This is a genomic window from Actinoplanes italicus (assembly GCF_003001815.1).
GTDB classification, from domain to species: domain Bacteria; phylum Actinomycetota; class Actinomycetes; order Mycobacteriales; family Micromonosporaceae; genus Actinoplanes; species Actinoplanes italicus.
The window spans coordinates 69,750-87,329 of the sequence record NZ_PVMZ01000011.1 but is presented as its reverse complement, the minus strand read 5'-3'; the positions used below and the strand labels follow the sequence as shown (position 1 = coordinate 87,329).

The following is a 17,580-nucleotide window of genomic DNA, read 5'->3' as shown; positions in this document are numbered from 1 at the left end:
CGTGCACCTCGGTCATGCGTGCCTCCTCGGCATCCTCACAGCGGTCACCACCGTCGTCCCGCCGTCCCACTGTCATCGGCCCACTGTCATTGGCCCACTGTCATTGGCCCACTGTCATCGGCCCACTGTCATTGGCCCACTGTCATCGGCCCACACCGTTGTCGGCCGGCCCGGCATCCCGGCCGGCTCCGTCATTCCCACATTCAGAGGGCGGCCAGTACTCGCGCCAGGCGGCGGGCCGTCTCGTCCCAGCCGGTCAGCGTCTCGCGGCGGGCCAGGGCGGCGGCGCGCCAGCGATCCCGCAGCGCGGGATCGGTCAGCCAGTCGCGCAGAGCGCCGGCCAGCGCCGCCGGGTCGCCGGACGGGATCAGACGGCCGGGTACCGCACCGTCCGGCGCGGTACCGAGGGCCTCCGGGACACCCCCGACGTCCGTCGCGACCACCGGAAGTCCGCGAGCCAGTGCCTCGGTCACCACCATGCCGTACGTCTCCGCCCGCGACGGCAGCACGAAGAGATCGGCATCGGCGTAGGCGTCGTCGAGCGCCGGCCCGGCGAGCGCCCCCACGAACCGCACACGCCGGTCGCCGTGCGCCCGGCCTGCGTAGATCTCGGTCGTTGGTGGCTGCCCGGGCGGCGATCGGTGTACGAGATCGACGGGGATCCGCGCTTCGTGACCGGGGTGCGACCAGGGCGGCGTGATCGGCGGCAGGCGTCCGGCGCCGGCCACGGTGCAGGTCCAGGGCAGGCCGGGCAGGTCGGCGAGGGCTGCCAGCAGGATGTCCTGGCCCTTGCGAGGTGTCAGAGAGGCCACGTTGAGCAGCCGTCCGCCGTCGGCGGACGGGGTGGCCCGCGGGGCCCTGTCCACGCCCGGGGGGATCGCGTGGACGCCGGACAGGCCGTGCAGGTCCTCCACGCGACGGGCCGCCGGCGTGCTGGTGGCGATCACCGTGGTGGCCAGGTGCAGCGCCCGGGACTCCAGGGCTCGCAGTTCGGTGGCCTCGTGGCCGGTCAGGCCCGTCTCGTCGCTCAGCGGGAGGTGGACCAGCACTGCCAGGCGGAGGCGGGTGCTGTGCGGCTCCAGCAGTTCGGGGACCCCGCACGCGATCAGGCCGTCGAGCAGCACCAGCGCGTCGTCGGGGAGCGTGGACAGCAGCGTGGCCATCGCCCGGCGGTCCGGCTCGGCGGGGCGCGGCCAGTCTCCGCCCAGCAGGTGCTCACGCACGTCGAAGGCGAGCGCGGGGGAGACCGGGGGAACCGTGGACTCCTCGCGGGATACGGGGGAGTCGTGCCGGGATCCGCGCTCGGCGGTCGCGCGGAGCCGTATATCGGTGGTGGTGGAAGAAGAACCACCGGCGACCGGGACCGGATCGCCGTTTCGTGGTTCCCCGGCCAGGCGGCGCAGGACCTCCCGGTCGTATCGGTTGCCGCCGCTCGGTGCCGCCGGGTCGTCGATCGACGCCGGCAGCACCGCGAACAGCGGCTGGATCACAGGTCGCGCTCGTACGTCGCCCAGGCGATGTGTGACTCGTGGAGGGTGACCGAGAGGCCGGTCAGGCCGGTGGCGCCGGGGCCGAGCTCACCGGCCTGCGCGCGGACCGCGAGGCGGTCGGCGATGACCTTGGCCAGGAACTCCGTCGACGTGTTGACGCCGGAGAACTCCGGGTCGTCGTCGAGGTTGCGGTAGGAGAGCCCGGAGCAGATGGTGTGCAGCTGCTCGCTCGCCCGGCCGATGTCGACCACGATGTTGTCGTCGTCCAGCTCGGGGCGGCGGAAGGTCGCGTCCACCACGAAGGTGGCGCCGTGCAGGCGCTGCGCCGGTCCGAAGACTTCTCCGCTGAAGCTGTGCGCGATCATGATGTGGTCGCGGACGGTGACGCTGAACAAGGGCTCACTCCTCAGGTGTGGTTCGTGGCGGTAGTACGGGTACCCGATCCGGAAAGATCAAATCGGATGGTCGGCCGGGTGGCCGGCCGGGTGGTCGATGACGTGGCAGAGTGCCTTGAGCGTTCCGTCGGCCAGCGCCGGCAGCACCGTGGGCAGATCCTCGAAGTCGCTGTGCCCGGTCGTGAGAGCGTCGAATCTCGGGTCCCTGAGCAGGTCGAGCGCGACCTGGAGGCGCTGTGCGTAGTCGCGATGACGGGTCGGGGAGATGCCGCCGACCTGGCTGCTGCGGATCGTCAGGCGTTTGCTGTGGAAGTTCTCACCCAGTCCGACCGTGATCCGGCGGTCGCCGAACCAGCTCAGCTCCACCACGGTGCCCTCGGCGCGCAGCAGTTCCAGCGAGCGGTGCAGGCCGGCCTCGGTGGCGCTGGCGTGGATGACGATGTCCCGATCGCCGCGGGCGTCGTCGGGGTGAGCGAAGGCGACGCCCAGCTGATCCGCCGTGCTGGCGCGGCCGGGGTCCACGTCCAGAAGCTCGACGTCGGTCGCCGGTAGCCCGGCCAGGACGGCCGCCACCGAGGAACCGACCATGCCGGCGCCGACGACCGTGATCCGGTCGCCGATCTGCGGGGCGGCGTCCCACACGGCATTGACCGCGGTCTCGACCGTGCCGGCCAGCACGGCTCGGGCGGCGGGCACGCCGTCGGGGATCACCGTGACCGCGTTCGCCGGGACCACGTAGCGGGTCTGGTGCGGGTACAGGCAGAACACGGTCTTCCCGATCAGCTCGGGGACACCCGCCTCGACGACTCCCACGCTCAGGTAGCCGTACTTCACCGGAGCCGGGAATTCGCCGTCCTGGAAGGGCGCGCGCATCGTGGCCCACTGGCTCTCCGGGACCCGGCCCTGGAAGACGAGCGTCTCGGTGCCGCGGCTCACACCTGAGTGCAGTGTGCGCACCGACACCTCGCCCGGGCCCGGATCGGGCACCCGTTCGGTGCGTATCTCGCCGGTTCCCGGGCAAGTCAACCAGAACGAACGAGCTTCCAAAGCTTTTCCCTTCGAAACTGAACCGGATCTCCCCGGAGAGCGTGTCAATCGGGGACAGCGGCTAACCCTATGCCCAGGAGGAACGGTGACCATCAGTACCGTCACGACCACGTCGAGTCCGTACCGGGCTCCGCTGGCCGGGTTCGCCGCCCAGCTGCTGCTTCTCGCCGTGCTGTCCGTGACGGTGGGTCTGGGCACGTGGGGATGGGTCGCCGGGGTGGTCTACGGAACCGTTCTGTGCGGTCTGCTCGGTCTCGCCTTACAGCGTGCCGGGATGACGCGGCTCGGATGGGCGAATTCGGTCACGTTCGGCCGGGCGATCCTCACCGGCGGAGTCACCGCGATGGTGCTCACCCCGGATTCTCCGGTCGCGCTGCTGGTCACGGTCGCCGCGGTCGCGCTGGCCATGGACGGCGTGGACGGCCAGGTCGCCCGCCGCACCGGCACCACGACGTCGCTGGGCGCCCGCTTCGACATGGAGATCGACGCGTTCCTGATCCTGATGCTGAGCATCTACGCCGGCGCCGAGTACGGCTGGTGGGCGGTCGCGATCGGCGCCTTCCGCTACGTGTTCGTCGCCGCCTCGTGGGCGATGCCCTGGCTGAACGCGCCGCTGCCGCCGAAGTTCGGCCGCAAGGTCGTCGCCGCCCAGCAGGGCGTCATGCTCGCCGTGGTCGCGAGCGGGCTGCTGCCGTACGCCTTCGCCGTCCTTGCCCTTGCGGTCGCCCTCGGTTCACTGACCTGGTCGTTCGGCCGCGACATCGCCTGGCTGTACCACGCGTCGCGGGTCCGTGAGGCGGCGCGCAGCCGCTGGTCCGCGCCGCGCCGCGAGCACGCCCTCGTCGGCTGACGCGCGACGGTCAGCGGCCGATCCGGTGAGTTGCGGCGAGGACGTCCGGCCGGAAAATCACAGGATCGGCCGGGATGTCAGGGGAAACGACGCTCCAGGACGGACAGGGCGAGACGGCCCCAGGTCAGGTTCTCGCGCTCGAAGATGATGCCCCGCTGCAGGGTCAGGTAGGGCCCGATCCGGTTGCCGGTGGCCAGGAAGTCCTCCTCGCTGCGGCCGTGCAGGATCTCGGCGAGCCGCCGCTCGTAGGACTCCAGTCGGCGCGCGCTCGACTCGATCCGCTGCACGATCGAGGACCGGACACTCGCCACGTCAGCGTGCGCCAGTGCCTCGATCTGCACGAGCAGCTCGTCGCGTACCGTCGTCGGCTTCGGATCCTGCCTGGTGAAGTTCCGCAGAGCCGTGCGTCCCGCATCGGTGAGCGAGAAGAGGCGTTTGTCGGGTCTCTTCTCCTGCGCCACCAGGCGCGCCGACAGCAGGCCGTCCGCCTCCATCTTCTCCAGCTCGCGGTAGAGCTGCTGCGACGTGGCGGTCCAGAAGTTCGCGACCGACACGTGGAACTGCTTGGCCAGCTCGTATCCGGAGGCCTCGCGGTTGATCAGGGCGGCCAGGACGGCGTTGCGCAACGACACGGGAGTAAAGACTACGAGCCGCGCGGGCGGAACTCGGGAGCCGTCCTCGTCATGGCGGCCCGCTGCACGATCTTCGTGTTGCGGCGCAGCAGCAGGAGCCGCAGCTGCTCGCGGCGCTCCCGGGCGAACGTCCGGCGCGCACTCGACGTGACCGCCCCGTCGAACAGGCGTTTCGCGGCGGCCAGTGCGTCGGGGGAGCGACTCGCCAGGCGCTGGGCGAAAGCGGTCGCGGCCTCGATCGGCTCGTCGTGCACCTCGGAGACCAGCCCGAACCGGGCCGCCTCGGTGCCGGAGATCTCCTCGGCGGTCATGGTCAGGCGCTTGGCTACGTCCAGGCCGACCACCTCGGTGAGGCTGCGGACCCCGGTCATGTCGGGGATGATGCCCCACTTGCCCTCGAGGACCGACCAGCGCGAGTCCGGGGTCGCGTACCGGAAGTCGGCCGACAGCGCGATCTGCAGGCCGCCGCCGTAGCAGTGCCCGTGGACCGCCGCGATCACCGGGACCGGCACCCGCCGCCAGGCCCAGCACGCCTCCTGGAACAGGTTCGTGCCACGCCACGGGGCCGGCACGAACGCCGCCGCGATCCGGCGCGGCTGCTTCATCGTGCCGGCGATGTCCAGGCCGGAGCAGAACGAGTCGCCCTCACCGGCGATCACCACGGCCCGCAGCGTGCGGTCCCGGCGCAGCCCGCGGGCGGTGGCGACGAGCTCGGTGAGCGTGTCGAGGGTGAGCGCGTTCAGCTTCTCCGGACGGGACAGGCGCACCTGCGCGATGCCGTCCTCGATCCGCGTGGTCACGTAGGTCATGGTGGTTCCTCTTGTCACAGCCGGGCGGCCAGCTCGGTCGCCTGTTTGATCGCGCGTTTCGCGTCCAGCTCGGCGGCCACGTCGGCGCCGCCGATGACGTGCACGCTCACGTTCTTCCCGGTGAGCGGCACGACGAGATCCCGTACCGACTCCTGGCCGGCGCAGACCACCACGGTGTCCACGGCCAGCACCCGGGCCTCGGTCTGCACCGTGATGTGCAGGCCCTCGTCGTCGATGCGGACGTACTCGACGCCGCCGATCATCGTCACCCCGGAGTCCTTGAGTGTCGCCCGGTGCACCCAGCCGGACGTCTTGCCCAGACCCTTGCCGAGCGCGCCGGTCTTGCGCTGGAGCAGGTGCACCTCACGGCGTACCGGAGCCTTGGTCTTGGTGGTGAGACCGCCGCGCTGCTGGTCGGGGTCGGTCACGCCCCACCGCTGCATCCAGTGCTCGGCGCTCTCGCCCGGCTCGTGCAGCAGGAACTCGGCCACGTCGAAGCCGATCCCGCCCGCGCCGATCACCGCGACCCGGTCGCCGACGGCCGCGCCCTCCCCGACGACCTGCTGGTAGGTGAGCACCTTCGGATGATCGATGCCGGGGATCGCCGGGACCCGTGGTGTCACGCCGGTCGCGATGATCACCTCGTCGAAATCGGTCAGATCCTCGGCGGTGGCCCTCCGGTTCAGGTGCAGCGTGATCCCGCGCGTGGCGACCATGTGCTCGTAGTACGCCAGCGTGTGCGCGAAGTCCTCCTTGCCGGGGATCCGCGCCGCGAGCTTGAACTGCCCGCCGATCCGGTCGGCGGCCTCGAACAACTCGACCCCGTGGCCGCGGCCGGCGAGTTCCACGGCCGCGGCGAGACCGGCCGGGCCGGCTCCGACGACGGCGATCTTCTTCCTGGTACGGGTCGGAAGCAGCACGAGCTCGGTCTCGTAGCCGGCGCGCGGATTGAGCATGCAGGTGGCCCGCTTGTTGCTGAACGTGTGGTCCAGGCAGGCCTGATTGCACGCGATACACGTGATGATCTCGCGGTCGCGGCCGGACGCCGCCTTGTTCACGAACTCCGCGTCGGCCAGCAGCGGCCGCGCCATCGACACCAGGTCCGCGTCGCCGGACGCCAGGATCTGCTCGGCGATCTCGGGCCGGTTGATCCGGTTCGACGCGATGACCGGAACGTCCACCTCGTGCCGCAGCTTGCCGGTCACCCAGGCGAACGCGGCCGGCGGCACCGACGTCACGATCGTCGGCACCCGGGCCTCGTGCCAGCCGATGCCGGTGTTCAGGATCGACACGCCGCGTTCCTGCAGGCCACGCGCCAGCTCGACGGTCTCCTGCCAGGACTGGGCGTCGTCGACCAGGTCGAGCAGGCTGATCCGGTACTGCACGATGAAGTCGTCGCCGACCAGGTCACGGGTGCGCTTGACGATCTCCAGCGGAAACCTCATCCGCTTCGCGGCGGATCCACCCCATGCATCGGTACGGGCGTTCGTGCGCGCCGCCAGGAACTGGTTGATCAGGTAGCCCTCGGAGCCCATGATCTCCACGCCGTCGTAGCCGGCCCGCTTCGCCAGCGCGGCGGCCCTGGCGAACGCGGTGGCCGTCCGGTCGACCTCACGGGTGCTCATGGCGCGCGGCTTGAACGGCGTGATCGGCGACTTCCCGCGGGACGCGGCGGCGCTGAAGGGGTGGTAGGCGTACCGTCCGGCATGAAGGACCTGCAGCAGGATCTTGCCGTCGTGGCCGTGCACCGCGTCGGTCACGACGCGGTGCGCCCTCGCCTGCCGGGTGGTCGTCATCTGGCTGCCGAACGGGAGCAGCCAGCCGCGCCACGTCGGCGCGTAGCCGCCGGTCACGATCAGGGCCGTGCCGCCCTCGGCGCGCTCGGCGAAGAAGGCGGCGAGCTTCGGGAGATCCCGGGTGCGATCCTCGAGCTTGGTGTGCATCGACCCCATGACGACACGGTTGCGAAGCACGGTGTGCCCGAGGTCGAGCGGACTGAGCAGGGTGGGATACGCAGTCATTCGGTGCCTCCTCGCACCCGGGAACCCGGCCGCCGCAGCCTATACAACAAAGCACCTATGCAACAAGTTGCCTATACCGGCGCTCTGCGGTTCGGGAGGCGTTACGCGGGCGTCAGACGGTGCCGCCCGTGATCGTGTCCCACGAGTAGCCGAGCAGCGCGAACGCCGCACCGAGCAGTCCCAGGCTGATGCCCCGGGTGGTGATCGGCAGCGCCGCCAGGACGAGCAGGATGACGGCGATGAGGTAGAAGACGCCCTGAATGGTCATGATCGCTCCTGAGAGTGGGGGGTGGCGAGCGGCGTCGCTGTACCCCCGTGCCGGGCGCCGTTAAACAAACCGCGGTACGCTGTCGGCTGGATCCACATCGTTCAGATCCACCATCGTCGATGGCTTGCGTGCGCCGAGAAGCACGTTTCGCATGATCAACGAATGCTGGAGCGCTGCTGCTCCCACGCGGTGAAGCCCGCGATCCGCGCCCGGACCGCGCGGGAGATCCGGTCCGCCCGCCGCCCCCGCCGTCACCGTTGCTGGGGACATCTCGTCGCGGCGCCACTGTGGCCGATGCACGACGCCAACCTGGGCACGTTGCTGCGCACCTGCGACGCTGTCGGCGCCTGCCTGGCGGTGCCACCGTTCCGCTGGGTCGACGAGGCCCTGGCCCGCGGGAACACGCTGCGGCATCCCACCTGCGTCCACCGTGTCGGCAGCCCGCTGCGGTGGCTCGCCGACGAACGCCGGGCCGGTGCGGCCGTCCTCGGTGTGGAGCTCGCCGACGAGGCGGTCCGGCTCGCCGACCTCCCGGCGGCCCGGCGCCGGACCGTCATGGTGCTCGGCCACGAGGCCACCGGCATCCCGCCGGAGGCACTGGACCTGCTCGACGGCGCCGTGGAGATCCCGATGACCGGCACCGGGTCGAGCCTGAACGTCGCCGTCGCGGGGTCGCTGGTGCTCTACAAACTGGCCGGACTGCTGTGAGGGGGGCCGCGCCGGGTCCCGGATGTCAGGGCAGGGGCCACAGTGTTGCTTCGCGGTGAACTTCTTCCTATGGCTTGGCCGGGCAGCCCGGTCCGGTGGCCACCCCGCCGACGATCCGGTACTTCGAGATGTCGCCGCGCACGTAATCCTTCAGCTGCCGGATCGACGTCGGTGCCGTTCCGTTGTTCATGAGGTAGCCGACGATCGCGGTGTCCACCGTCCGGCATGTCGCCTGGTCGGCGACCACCTGCGCACGGGACGTGAGCTGCTGCGGATTCAACGCAGCGTAAGAAGCACCGCAGATACTTACAGTAATTGCACTGGCCATGGCTATCTCGATCAAACGCACCCGGGCAGGTTAGTCATGATCACTCACGGTGGTCAGCTGGCCGAACGGTCGAGATCATCAGCCTCACGTGCAACGCTGTGTAACAGACCCGACCGAGCGAATGAATCGACGTGAGACTACGGATCGGTGCTACCTTGATTACTCGGAGCAACGGTCTGATTGCGCTGGAGGATCCCATGCGTCGTGCCGCTGTCGTTCTCACCCTCGTTCTCGCCGGTCTCTGGATCGCCTCGCCCGCGAGCGCGTTCGCCCACAACGCGGTCCACAACCCGTACATGCACATGCTGCTGGACGGACTGACACTGCTGGTCGTCTCCGCACCGGTGTGGACGGCCCTGCTGTGGAGCCGCAGCCAACGGTGGCTGCTCGCCGCACTGATCGGGGTCGTCCAGATCCCGGTCGCGATCATCGGGTTCGTGCCGATCGCCAACCCCTACCTGCACCTCACCCTGTTCGGTATCGCCCTCGGCCTGACCGCGATCTCCCTGCGGGTGGTGCGCGGCCAGGCACGGGCCGCCGCCGTCGCGCCGGGACGGTAAGGGTCGAACGGATGACCGGGTCCTCTCAGCGGCCCGGTCATCCGATGTGATGTCGGCGTAACCTTGCTGTCAGTGAGCCTGGCCACAATGAACACGTGGTGCACGAGACGATGATGCCTATCAACGGCATCCAGGTGTGCGTGGAAACCTTCGGCGAACCGGTCGACTCCCCCATGCTGCTCATGGCCGGGGACGCCAGCTCGATGGACTGGTGGGACGACGAGTTCTGCAGGCGGCTGGCGGCCGGTCGCCGGTTCGTCATCCGTTACGACCATCGGGACACCGGACGGTCCACCTCCTACCCAGCGGGCGCGCCGGCATACTCCGGCACCGACCTGATGTACGACGCCCTCGGTGTGCTCGACGCCCTCCGGGTGCCGGCCGCCCATCTGGTCGGCTTCTCGCTCGGCGGCGCGCTGGCTCAGCGGATCGCCGTCCACCATCCGTCGCGGGTGCTGAGCCTCACCCTCATCTCGACCGGCGTCGACGGAGGGGCCTCCGCGAACACCCCGGTCACCGTGGGCGGTCCGGTCACCGTTTCCGCGGGCACGGTCACCGCCGGCGTGCGTACGATCGAAGCGCCCGCCGCCACCGACGAGACCGACTGGTCGAACCGGAAGGCCGCGGTGGCCCGCATGATCGACGAGGTCCGGTCGTGCGGCGGCCCGTTCACCCCCGAGGAGCCGCACCTGCGCCGCTTCGCCGAACGCGTCTTCGACCGATCGGCCGACCTGGCCGCCACCCGCCTCAACCATCGGCTCGCCGGATACGGCCCATCGGTCCGTGACCTGCTCGGCGGTATCGACACACCGACCGTCGTACTGCACGGCACCCTCGACCGCCGGATCCCGGCCGGCCATCCCGAGGAACTGGCCCGCTGCATCCCGAAGGCCCGCCTGGTCTGGCTCGACGGTGTAGGCCACGAGTTCCCGCCCCGAGCCGTCTGGACCCAGGTCCTCACCGAGATCCTCGACCTGGCCGCCTGACCCCCGGCTGGGTCGTACCGTCGTCTCGGGCCGCGTGAGACAGCGGTGAGCCACAGCCGGTTGAACGGCTGTGCCAGCATCGGCGCGTGGCTGATCTTGGGCGGGTACGTATGGCCGGTCGCGTGGGCCGGTGGGTGATCCTGTCCGCCGCCGTGCTCGTCACGGTGCTGCTCGTGGCTCATCCGGTGCTGCCGGGAGGCCGCCTGCTGCCCACGCTTCTTCCGTGGCTGGGGCTTGCCGTCCCGGTTCTGCTCGTCGTCGGGATCCGGCGACGGCACCGCATCGCTCTGGTCGCCGCGCTGCTGCCGCTCGTCGCCTGGCTCGGGGTCTTCGGCGACCGCCTGATCCCGGACAGCGAGGCGCCTTACGACCTGGTCGCGGTGCAGCACAATGTCAGCGACGTGAACCCCGACCCGGGCGGAACGGTCCGCACACTCCTCGCCGCCCGGCCCGACCTGGTCGCGCTCGAGGAGATCACGCCGGAGGCCGTGCCCGCCTACGCGGCCGCGTTCCCCGCCGAGTACGCGTACCGCACCGTCCACGGCACGGTCGCACTGTGGTCACGCCATCCGCTCAGCGCCGCCGCGCCGCTGGACATCAGGCCCGCGAGCTTCGGCGCCGACTGGAACCGCGGGCTGCGCGCCGTGGCGCACACCCCGCGCGGTGACATCGCGGTCTACGTCGCCCACCTGCCGTCGGTGCGGCCCGGCCTGACCGGGCTCGGCACCGCCCCGCGGGACGAGGCCGCCACGAAACTCGCCGCGGCGCTGGCGGCCGAGCCGATCGCGAACGTGATCCTGCTCGGCGACCTCAACGCCACCGTCGACGACCACGGCCTGAAACCCGTGACCTCCCGTCTCGGCACGTCCGAGTCCGAGTTCGCGTTCAGCTTCCCGAAGGCCCTGCCGGTCGCGCGGATCGACCATGTCATGGCCCGTACGCTGACCGTCACCTCGGTCCGCACTCTGCCGGAGACCGGCAGCGATCACCTGCCCGTCGCCGCCCGCCTGCGGTTCTGAACAGCGGCGTATCCACCGGGCGGCCCCCGATCAAATGAACTTCCGCCCGATGGGTCCGGGCTACGGCTGTCCCGGCCGGTCGACGCCGTGCAGGGCGAGGCCCGCGACGATCGAGCCGGCGCACGCGGCCGCGTAGATCATGAGGAAGCCGAGCCCGGAGAACAGCGACACGCCGGCCAGCATCATCAGCAACAGGAACGCCCCGGCCGGCGGCCCGCAGACGAGGAGCCAGGCGACGGCCTTCTGCGTGCCGGTCCACCGCGGCGAGACTGTCGCGACCAGCAGCCCGGCGGCCTGGCCGACCAGCGGCAGGACCACGGCGCCACCGGTGAGCAGGGCGACCGCCACCCGCTCCGAGCCACCCGGCCGCGCGGCCGGGACGACGGGCGGTGACACCGGGGACGGCACCGGCAGGCGCAGATGGGTGGGCGTGCCGCTGCGGAGCACGGCGGCGACCAGGTCCTCCGGGGGCCCTAACCGGCTGAGCACCCGGGACGGGTCGTCGGCCAGATCACGGCGCATCGTGATGTACCCGGCGACCGTGTTCATCAGGTCGTCGCGGGTCTCCGGTGGCAGGTCGTCGGCGGCCGCCCAGAGCGCGGCCAGGTAGTCGAGAACGAGCACGTCGTCGTGGGCCAGCGGTGCCGTCACCATCGAGATCCCTCCGTGGGTACCGGTGACGAACAGCATTCCGGGCCGGGCACCCGGGCCGCATCGGTCCATGGTGGTAACTGTCGGCGGAGGCATCCACCTTTGGTCGTAGGCCTGCAGTATGTGGGCCGGGGGGCGTGGCGGAGATTGCCGGACCCGGCTGGTATCAATTCCCCATGAACCTCGAGTACGTCGATCCGGCCGTCCTGGCCGAGCTGCGTGAGGCTGTCGGCGCCGACGACGACGGTGCCTCGGCGCTGGGCCGGCCGGCCGTGCGGGCCTTCGAGCAGCGGCACGGTGTGGTGCTGCCCGAGCCGTATCGGTCGTTCGTGGCCGAGGTGTCCGACGGCTCGAAAGCGGGCCCACCCGACTACGGCCTGGTCGGTCTCGAGGATCTGCCCGCCGACTACGGCAGCGACGGCTCGGAGCGTGACCTGGCCAGGCCGTTCCCGCTGACCGAGCCGTGGCTGTGGGAGGGCGAGGACGACGAGCCCGACGAGGCGCGTCTGCGGAGCGTCTTCGACGACGGGTCGATCGTGCTCGGCACCGACGGCTGCGGGATGAACTGGCACCTGATCGTCACCGGCCCGCATCGCGGACACGTGTGGATGATCTCCGGCGAAGGCGCGATGCCGTTCGGAGCCGAGTTCGGGCACACCACCGGCGAGCCCGGATTCGCCGGATGGGTGCGGCACTGGGCGGCGGGCGAGGAGTGGTTCGACGCCGGGTGACCGGTGCGGGTCGGTGGAGCTCTACGATCGAGGCGTACCACCGGACATGACGGAAACGGGTGACGATGGAGACGTTGGAGTTCCAGGCCGAGGCGCGCCAGCTGTTGCAGCTGATGGTCCACTCGATCTATTCGAACAAGGACATCTTCCTGCGCGAGCTGATCTCGAACGCGTCGGACGCGCTGGACAAACTGCGCCTGGCGAAGCTGCAGGACGGCCTCGAGGCGGACACCTCCGACCTGCACATCGAGATCGAGACCGATGCCGAGGCGCGCACGCTGACCGTCCGTGACAACGGCATCGGCATGACCCGCGACGAGGTCGTCGCACTGATCGGCACGATCGCCAAATCCGGCACCGCTGAGCTGCTCGGCAAGCTCAAGGAGGCCAAGGAGGCGAAGGAGAACCCCGAGCTGATCGGGCAGTTCGGCGTCGGCTTCTACTCGACCTTCATGGTGGCCGACAAGGTCATCCTGGTGACGCGCAAGGCCGGCACCGAGGGACACGGCACGCGCTGGGAGTCGGCGGGCGAGGGCACCTATACGATCGACGACGAGCCGGACGCTCCGGTCGGCACCACGATCACGCTGCACCTGCGTCCGAAGGACGAGGACGACGCGCTCTACGACTACGTCGACGAGTGGAAGATCAAGGAGATCGTCAAGCGATACTCCGACTTCATCGCGTTCCCGATCCGCCGCGTCTCCTCCGGCGACGGCGAGCCCGAGGTCCTCAACTCGCAGAAGGCGCTGTGGGCCCGGCCGCGCAGCGAGGTCACCGACGAGGAGTACCACCAGTTCTACCGGCACATCAGCCACGACTGGACCGACCCGCTCGAGATCATCAACATGAAGGCGGAGGGCACCTTCGAGTACGAGGCGCTGCTCTTCATCCCGTCCCGGGCGCCGCACGACCTGTTCCAGCGTGACGCCCGCCGGGGCCTGCAGCTCTACGTCAAGCGCGTCTTCATCATGGACGACAGCAAGGAGCTGATCCCCGACTACCTGCGCTTCGTCAAGGGCGTGGTGGACGCGGCCGACCTGTCGCTGAACATCTCCCGCGAGATCCTGCAGCAGGACCGGCACATCCAGATGATCCGCCGCCGGCTCGTCAAGAAGGTCCTGTCCACGATCAAGGACCTGATGAGCAGCAGCCCCGAGAAGTACGCGACGTTCTGGCGCGAGTTCGGCCGGGCCGTCAAGGAGGGTCTGCTCGCCGAGCCCGACAACCACAAGCCGATCCTCGAGATCGCGTCGTTCGCCACCACCCACGGCAGCGAGCCCACCACGCTCGCCGCCTACGTGGAGCGGATGAAGGAGGGCCAGGAGGAGATCTACTTCCTCACCGGCGAGAGCCGCTCCCAGGTGGAGAACTCGCCACACATGGAGGCCTTCCAGGCCGAGGGCTACGAGGTGCTGATCCTCACCGACCCGGTCGACGAGATCTGGGTCGACGCCGTTCCCGAGTTCGAGGGCAAGAAGCTGCGGTCCATCGCCCGAGGCACCGTCGACCTGAAGAAGGACGAAGAGGAGAAGGAGCCCGAGGGCGACTTCGCCCCGCTGCTCGGCTTCCTCAAGGAGAAGCTGGACGAGCGGGTCAAGGAGGTCCGGCTGTCGCACCGGCTGACCACCTCGGCCGCCTGCCTGGTCAGCGACGCCGACGACATCACTCCGGCGCTGGAGAAGATGTACCGGGCCATGGGGCAGGAGGGTCCGCGGGTCAAGCGAATCCTCGAGCTCAACCCGAACCACCCGCTGGTCGCCGGCCTGCGGGCGGCCCATGAGCGTGGGGCGGAGGACCCGGCCCTGCCGGACACCGCCGAGCTGCTGTACGGGACGGCGCTCCTCGCGGAGGGCGGCGACCTGGATGATCCGGCCCGCTTCGCAAAGCTGCTGGCCGACCGTCTGGCCCGCACGGTCTGACGCGCGTGGTCTGACGCGCGCGGTTTGCCAAGCCGAGCCTGGTCCGCGCGGTTCGACAGGCAGAACGGCTCCGCCCGCACGATCCGGTCGCCTCCGGATTGTGCGGGCGGGGTCTTTCAAGCCTCCTGGACGGAACGTTTGTTCTTGTCAGGGCAGGTGGCTGAGCCAGGCTCGCGGACCCGCGTGGGAAACGCGGATCGCGGCGATCTCGGAGGCGTAGGCGATCGCGGCCGGGAGATCGCGGTCACCCTGCACCAGAGCGACGGCCAGAGCGCCGTGGAACGCGTCGCCGGCGCCGGCGGTGTCCACCGCGGTCACGTGCGGGACGGTCACCTCACCCGCCCGCGGGGGCCGGGTGGGTGCCGCCTGAGCCGTGCGTTCGGGGCGCGAGGCGCTGAACCAGCGGACCGGCGCGGCTCCATGAGTGATCACGACGTGCGGCGCGGCGATCGCCGACGCGGTGGCCGCGTCGCGTCGTGCCTGATCGGGCGCGGGGGCACCGGTCGTTGGCCTGGCGGGTTCGGCCGAGGGGTGGCGGAAGTCGCCGGAGCACGCGACGACATCGGCGTTCGGGAAGATGTCGGCGAAGATCGGGCGCCAGCTTCCCGCGTCGACCAGCAGGCGTTTCGCTGAGCGGGCCGCGGCCGACGCCAGTGCGGGATGGTGACCATCGACCAGGGTGAGATCGGCGTCGGGTAGCCCTTCAGGCGGCGGGTTCACCGTGCGATCGCCGGCGTTGCGGCTGACGATGGTTCGCTCGCCGGTGGAAGCCAGGACGGTGACCGCGGAGACGGGCGGCGGGTCCGGAGCGTCGGGGGTCGCGTCGATCAGCGTGACCCCGTGTGCGGCGAGGTCGGCTCGGATCAGGTCGCCGAGGGGGTGTGCGCCGACGGCGCTGACCAGCGTGATCTCGAAGCCGTGGCCCGGACCCAGCGCCGCCTCGAGCGATGCGCCCAGCGCCGCCGCGGTGACGGCGGCGTTGGCGGCCGGCCCGCCGGCTGCTACGTCGACCGAGTCGGACTGGACTTTCTCGTCGGTTCCGGGGAGCCGCTGCACACGTTGCACGAGGTCGACCGTCGCCAGGCCGACGAAGAGCAGTCGCCTACGCCTCGCCGTCATCGCGGACGGCGAACGATCTCGGGACGACCCGCTGGGCGGCGACGTGTCAGGGGGTGGCAGGCAGAGCGGCGACCTGCGGGGCGGTGACCTGCTGGGCGGTGCTGGGAGCGGCGGCATGGCTCGGCGGAGGTGGCCATGAGGGTCGGCGGGTCAGCCGTTGGACAGTTCGACGAAGAAAGTACCGATGTTGCTGAAGATCTCGCCGATGCCCTCGCCGATGCCGCGGGCCACGTCGGCGGCCGGGCCGGGGTTGGTGCCGATCCAGAAGACGAGCAGGAAGAGCAGGATCCAGCCGAGCACCTTCTTCATCGGGAATCGATCCTCCGCATGCTGCCCGCCCGGAATGCCATCCAAGATCGTGACACAGGGGCGCAACCAGCGCAGGTCGGCGCGCCGGGCTGAGGCTTCTCTCAGGAATATGGAAGCGACTAGATTTTGAGAGTTACCTTCAAAACATGGTCACTTCCAAGAAAAACGCGCGCTGGTACGCCCTCGCCGCCCTCGCCCTCTGCACGGTCGCCATCGGGCTGGACGGCACCGTGCTCAGCGTCGCCCTGCCCACGCTGGCCGGCGACCTCGGCGCCACCACCGCCGACCTGCAGTGGTTCACCACCTCCTACCTGCTGGTGCTGGCCGCCATGCTGTTGCCGGCCGGGATGCTCGGCGACCGGTTCGGCCGTAAACGGCTGCTCCTCGGCGCGCTGGTGATCTTCGGGGCCGCGTCGGCTGCCTGTGCGATGGCGGAGACGACCGGTCAGCTCATCGCCGCCCGGGCCGTGCTGGGGCTCGGCTCCGCGGTGATCATGTCGCTGATCGGCGCGGTCCTGACCGTCCTCTTCGACGAGCGGGAACGGCCCCGCGCCCTCACCATCTGGATCACCGCGAACGCGCTCGGCATCCCGCTCGGACCCCTGCTCGGCGGCTGGCTGCTCGACAACTTCCACTGGGGCTCGGTCTTCCTCATCAACCTGCCGATCGTGGGGCTCGGGCTGATCGCCGTCGCGGTGCTGGTCCCGGAGTCGTACGGCGATCGGCGGCGCCGTTTCGACCTGCCCGGCATCCTGCTGTCGACGATCGGGCTCGTCGCCGTGACGTACGGAATCATCGAAGCCGGTGACCGCGGCTGGGGTGACGCGGGTACCTCGGTGACCATCGCCGTCGGTGTGTTCGCGCTGGTCGCGCTCGTGCTGTGGCAGCGCCGCGCCGCCGCGCCCCTGATCGATCTCGGACTCTTCCGAAACCGCTCGTTCACGGGCGGCACCATCATGGCCACGATCGCGGGATTCGCGTTCTTCGGGCTGCTCTTCGCTCTGCCGCAGCTGTTCCAGGCGGTGAACGGCACGGACGCGTTCGGTACCGGTGTCCGGCTGCTCCCGGTGATCGGCGGCCTCATGGTCGGCGCGCGGCTGGGGGAGAAGGCCGCCGCCCGGTTCGGACCGCGCGCGGTGATCGCCGCCGGTCTGGCCCTGATGTCCGCCGCCCTCTTCGCCGGGACCGCGACCGGCACCGGCACCGGCTACGGATGGGTCGCCGCGTGGATCGGCGTGGCCGGCGTCGGGCTCGGGCTCACCATGCCCACCTCGATGAACGTCACCATCAGCACCCTCGACGCCGAGCGCAGCGGGGTAGGCAACGCGCTGATCCAGGCGATCCGCCAGGTGGGCAGTGCGATCGGTGTCGCGGTGCTCGGCATGGTGCTCAACTCGGGCTACCGCGACACCGTCGACGTCGGCGGCCTGCCGCCGGAAGCGGCGGACGCGGTGCGGGACAGCGCCGCCTCGGGAGTCGCCGTCGCCGGGCGGGCCGGCAGTCCGGAACTGCTCGACTCGGTGCGCGACGCGTTCGTACACGGGATGGGTCTGTCCTTGATCGTCTCCGGCGCGGTCGCCGCAGCCGGCGCGATCCTCGCGCTGATCATCCTGCCGCGTGGCCTCCCTGCCGACCGGTCGCCCGCGCCGATGGCGGAATCAGTGGCGTGACGCCGCCGTCGGTGTGTCCGCGGGGCCGGCGGGTGGCGGCGTCCCCGCCGGCCCGGTGGGTGGCG

At 70.4% G+C, this 17,580-nt stretch carries 19 protein-coding genes; 8 read left to right on the top strand and 11 right to left on the bottom strand.

Annotated elements, in window-relative coordinates; genetic code table 11:
* Positions 1 to 203: 203 nt before the first annotated feature.
* The 3 genes from CLV67_RS26055 to CLV67_RS26045 are packed head-to-tail and all read right to left on the bottom strand — an operon-like array spanning position 204 to position 3,025.
* On the bottom strand, positions 204 to 1,490 hold the full coding sequence (locus CLV67_RS26055) for a glycosyltransferase family 4 protein (protein ID WP_106322855.1): 1,287 nt from the start codon (positions 1,488 to 1,490) through the stop codon (positions 204 to 206).
* Complete coding sequence (locus tag CLV67_RS26050; protein WP_106322853.1) at positions 1,487 to 1,885, bottom strand: 6-pyruvoyl trahydropterin synthase family protein; 399 nt, start codon at positions 1,883 to 1,885, stop codon at positions 1,487 to 1,489. Before CLV67_RS26050 ends, CLV67_RS26055 begins: the two co-directional genes overlap by 4 nt.
* Before the next feature lie 57 nt (positions 1,886 to 1,942).
* A complete protein-coding gene (locus CLV67_RS26045) occupies positions 1,943 to 3,025 on the bottom strand; it encodes a zinc-dependent alcohol dehydrogenase (RefSeq protein ID WP_373873170.1) in 1,083 nt (360 codons plus the stop codon).
* Here CLV67_RS26045 and CLV67_RS26040 point away from each other — a divergent pair.
* Complete coding sequence (locus CLV67_RS26040) at positions 3,018 to 3,782, top strand: CDP-alcohol phosphatidyltransferase family protein (protein WP_106322849.1); 765 nt, start codon at positions 3,018 to 3,020, stop codon at positions 3,780 to 3,782. The genes CLV67_RS26045 and CLV67_RS26040 overlap by 8 nt on opposite strands.
* Before the next feature lie 77 nt (positions 3,783 to 3,859).
* Here the strand turns inward: CLV67_RS26040 and CLV67_RS26035 are convergent, their stop codons facing one another.
* The 4 genes from CLV67_RS26035 to CLV67_RS52045 all read right to left on the bottom strand — a co-directional run bounded on the left by CLV67_RS26035 (position 3,860) and on the right by CLV67_RS52045 (position 7,512).
* Positions 3,860 to 4,414 carry a PadR family transcriptional regulator gene (locus CLV67_RS26035; RefSeq protein ID WP_106322847.1) on the bottom strand — a complete coding sequence of 185 codons (555 nt, stop codon included), beginning with the start codon at positions 4,412 to 4,414 and terminating at the stop codon, positions 3,860 to 3,862.
* Positions 4,415 to 4,425: 11 nt separating this feature from the next.
* On the bottom strand, positions 4,426 to 5,223 hold the full coding sequence (locus tag CLV67_RS26030; RefSeq protein WP_106322845.1) for a crotonase/enoyl-CoA hydratase family protein: 798 nt from the start codon (positions 5,221 to 5,223) through the stop codon (positions 4,426 to 4,428).
* 14 nt (positions 5,224 to 5,237) lie between these two features.
* On the bottom strand, positions 5,238 to 7,244 hold the full coding sequence (locus CLV67_RS26025; protein ID WP_106322843.1) for an NADPH-dependent 2,4-dienoyl-CoA reductase: 2,007 nt from the start codon (positions 7,242 to 7,244) through the stop codon (positions 5,238 to 5,240).
* A 112-nt stretch (positions 7,245 to 7,356) separates the two neighbouring features.
* A complete protein-coding gene (locus CLV67_RS52045) occupies positions 7,357 to 7,512 on the bottom strand; it encodes a hypothetical protein (RefSeq protein WP_170153997.1) in 156 nt (51 codons plus the stop codon).
* 162 nt (positions 7,513 to 7,674) lie between these two features.
* On the opposite strand from CLV67_RS52045, the gene CLV67_RS26020 reads away from it, so the two are divergent.
* Entirely contained in the window at positions 7,675 to 8,220 is a 546-nt protein-coding gene (locus tag CLV67_RS26020; protein WP_106322841.1) for a TrmH family RNA methyltransferase, read from the top strand.
* 67 nt (positions 8,221 to 8,287) lie between these two features.
* On the opposite strand, the gene CLV67_RS26015 is transcribed toward CLV67_RS26020, so the two are convergent.
* Positions 8,288 to 8,569 (bottom strand): hypothetical protein, encoded by a 282-nt coding sequence (locus tag CLV67_RS26015; RefSeq protein WP_106322839.1) that lies wholly within the window; start codon positions 8,567 to 8,569, stop codon positions 8,288 to 8,290.
* A gap of 176 nt (positions 8,570 to 8,745) precedes the next feature.
* Here CLV67_RS26015 and CLV67_RS26010 point away from each other — a divergent pair, with 176 nt between their 5' ends.
* The 3 genes from CLV67_RS26010 to CLV67_RS26000 all read left to right on the top strand — a co-directional run bounded on the left by CLV67_RS26010 (position 8,746) and on the right by CLV67_RS26000 (position 11,113).
* Positions 8,746 to 9,108, top strand: coding sequence for a hypothetical protein (locus tag CLV67_RS26010; RefSeq protein ID WP_106322837.1), 363 nt, complete (start codon positions 8,746 to 8,748; stop codon positions 9,106 to 9,108).
* 95 nt (positions 9,109 to 9,203) lie between these two features.
* Entirely contained in the window at positions 9,204 to 10,094 is an 891-nt protein-coding gene (locus CLV67_RS26005; protein WP_239166538.1) for an alpha/beta fold hydrolase, read from the top strand.
* Between the two features lie 86 nt (positions 10,095 to 10,180).
* Positions 10,181 to 11,113, top strand: a complete 933-nt coding sequence (locus CLV67_RS26000) for an endonuclease/exonuclease/phosphatase family protein (protein WP_239166539.1) — start codon at positions 10,181 to 10,183, stop codon at positions 11,111 to 11,113.
* Positions 11,114 to 11,173: 60 nt separating this feature from the next.
* Here CLV67_RS26000 and CLV67_RS25995 read toward each other — a convergent pair whose 3' ends face one another.
* The gene (locus CLV67_RS25995) at positions 11,174 to 11,767 is read right to left on the bottom strand and encodes an HAAS signaling domain-containing protein (RefSeq protein WP_106323192.1); all 594 of its coding nucleotides are present in this window, start codon (positions 11,765 to 11,767) and stop codon (positions 11,174 to 11,176) included.
* Between the two features lie 173 nt (positions 11,768 to 11,940).
* Between CLV67_RS25995 and CLV67_RS25990 the strand changes: the two genes are divergently transcribed.
* On the top strand, positions 11,941 to 12,495 hold the full coding sequence (locus CLV67_RS25990) for an SMI1/KNR4 family protein (RefSeq protein ID WP_106322833.1): 555 nt from the start codon (positions 11,941 to 11,943) through the stop codon (positions 12,493 to 12,495).
* A gap of 59 nt (positions 12,496 to 12,554) precedes the next feature.
* Positions 12,555 to 14,417, top strand: a complete 1,863-nt coding sequence (gene htpG / locus CLV67_RS25985) for a molecular chaperone HtpG (RefSeq protein WP_106322831.1) — start codon at positions 12,555 to 12,557, stop codon at positions 14,415 to 14,417.
* Positions 14,418 to 14,564: 147 nt separating this feature from the next.
* Here the strand turns inward: htpG and CLV67_RS25980 are convergent, their stop codons facing one another.
* On the bottom strand, positions 14,565 to 15,536 hold the full coding sequence (locus CLV67_RS25980) for a PfkB family carbohydrate kinase (protein WP_106322829.1): 972 nt from the start codon (positions 15,534 to 15,536) through the stop codon (positions 14,565 to 14,567).
* A gap of 150 nt (positions 15,537 to 15,686) precedes the next feature.
* A complete protein-coding gene (locus tag CLV67_RS52040) occupies positions 15,687 to 15,845 on the bottom strand; it encodes a hypothetical protein (RefSeq protein ID WP_170153995.1) in 159 nt (52 codons plus the stop codon).
* A gap of 146 nt (positions 15,846 to 15,991) precedes the next feature.
* Between CLV67_RS52040 and CLV67_RS25975 the strand changes: the two genes are divergently transcribed.
* Entirely contained in the window at positions 15,992 to 17,515 is a 1,524-nt protein-coding gene (locus tag CLV67_RS25975) for an MFS transporter (protein ID WP_106322827.1), read from the top strand.
* The last annotated feature ends 65 nt before the right edge of the window (positions 17,516 to 17,580 follow it).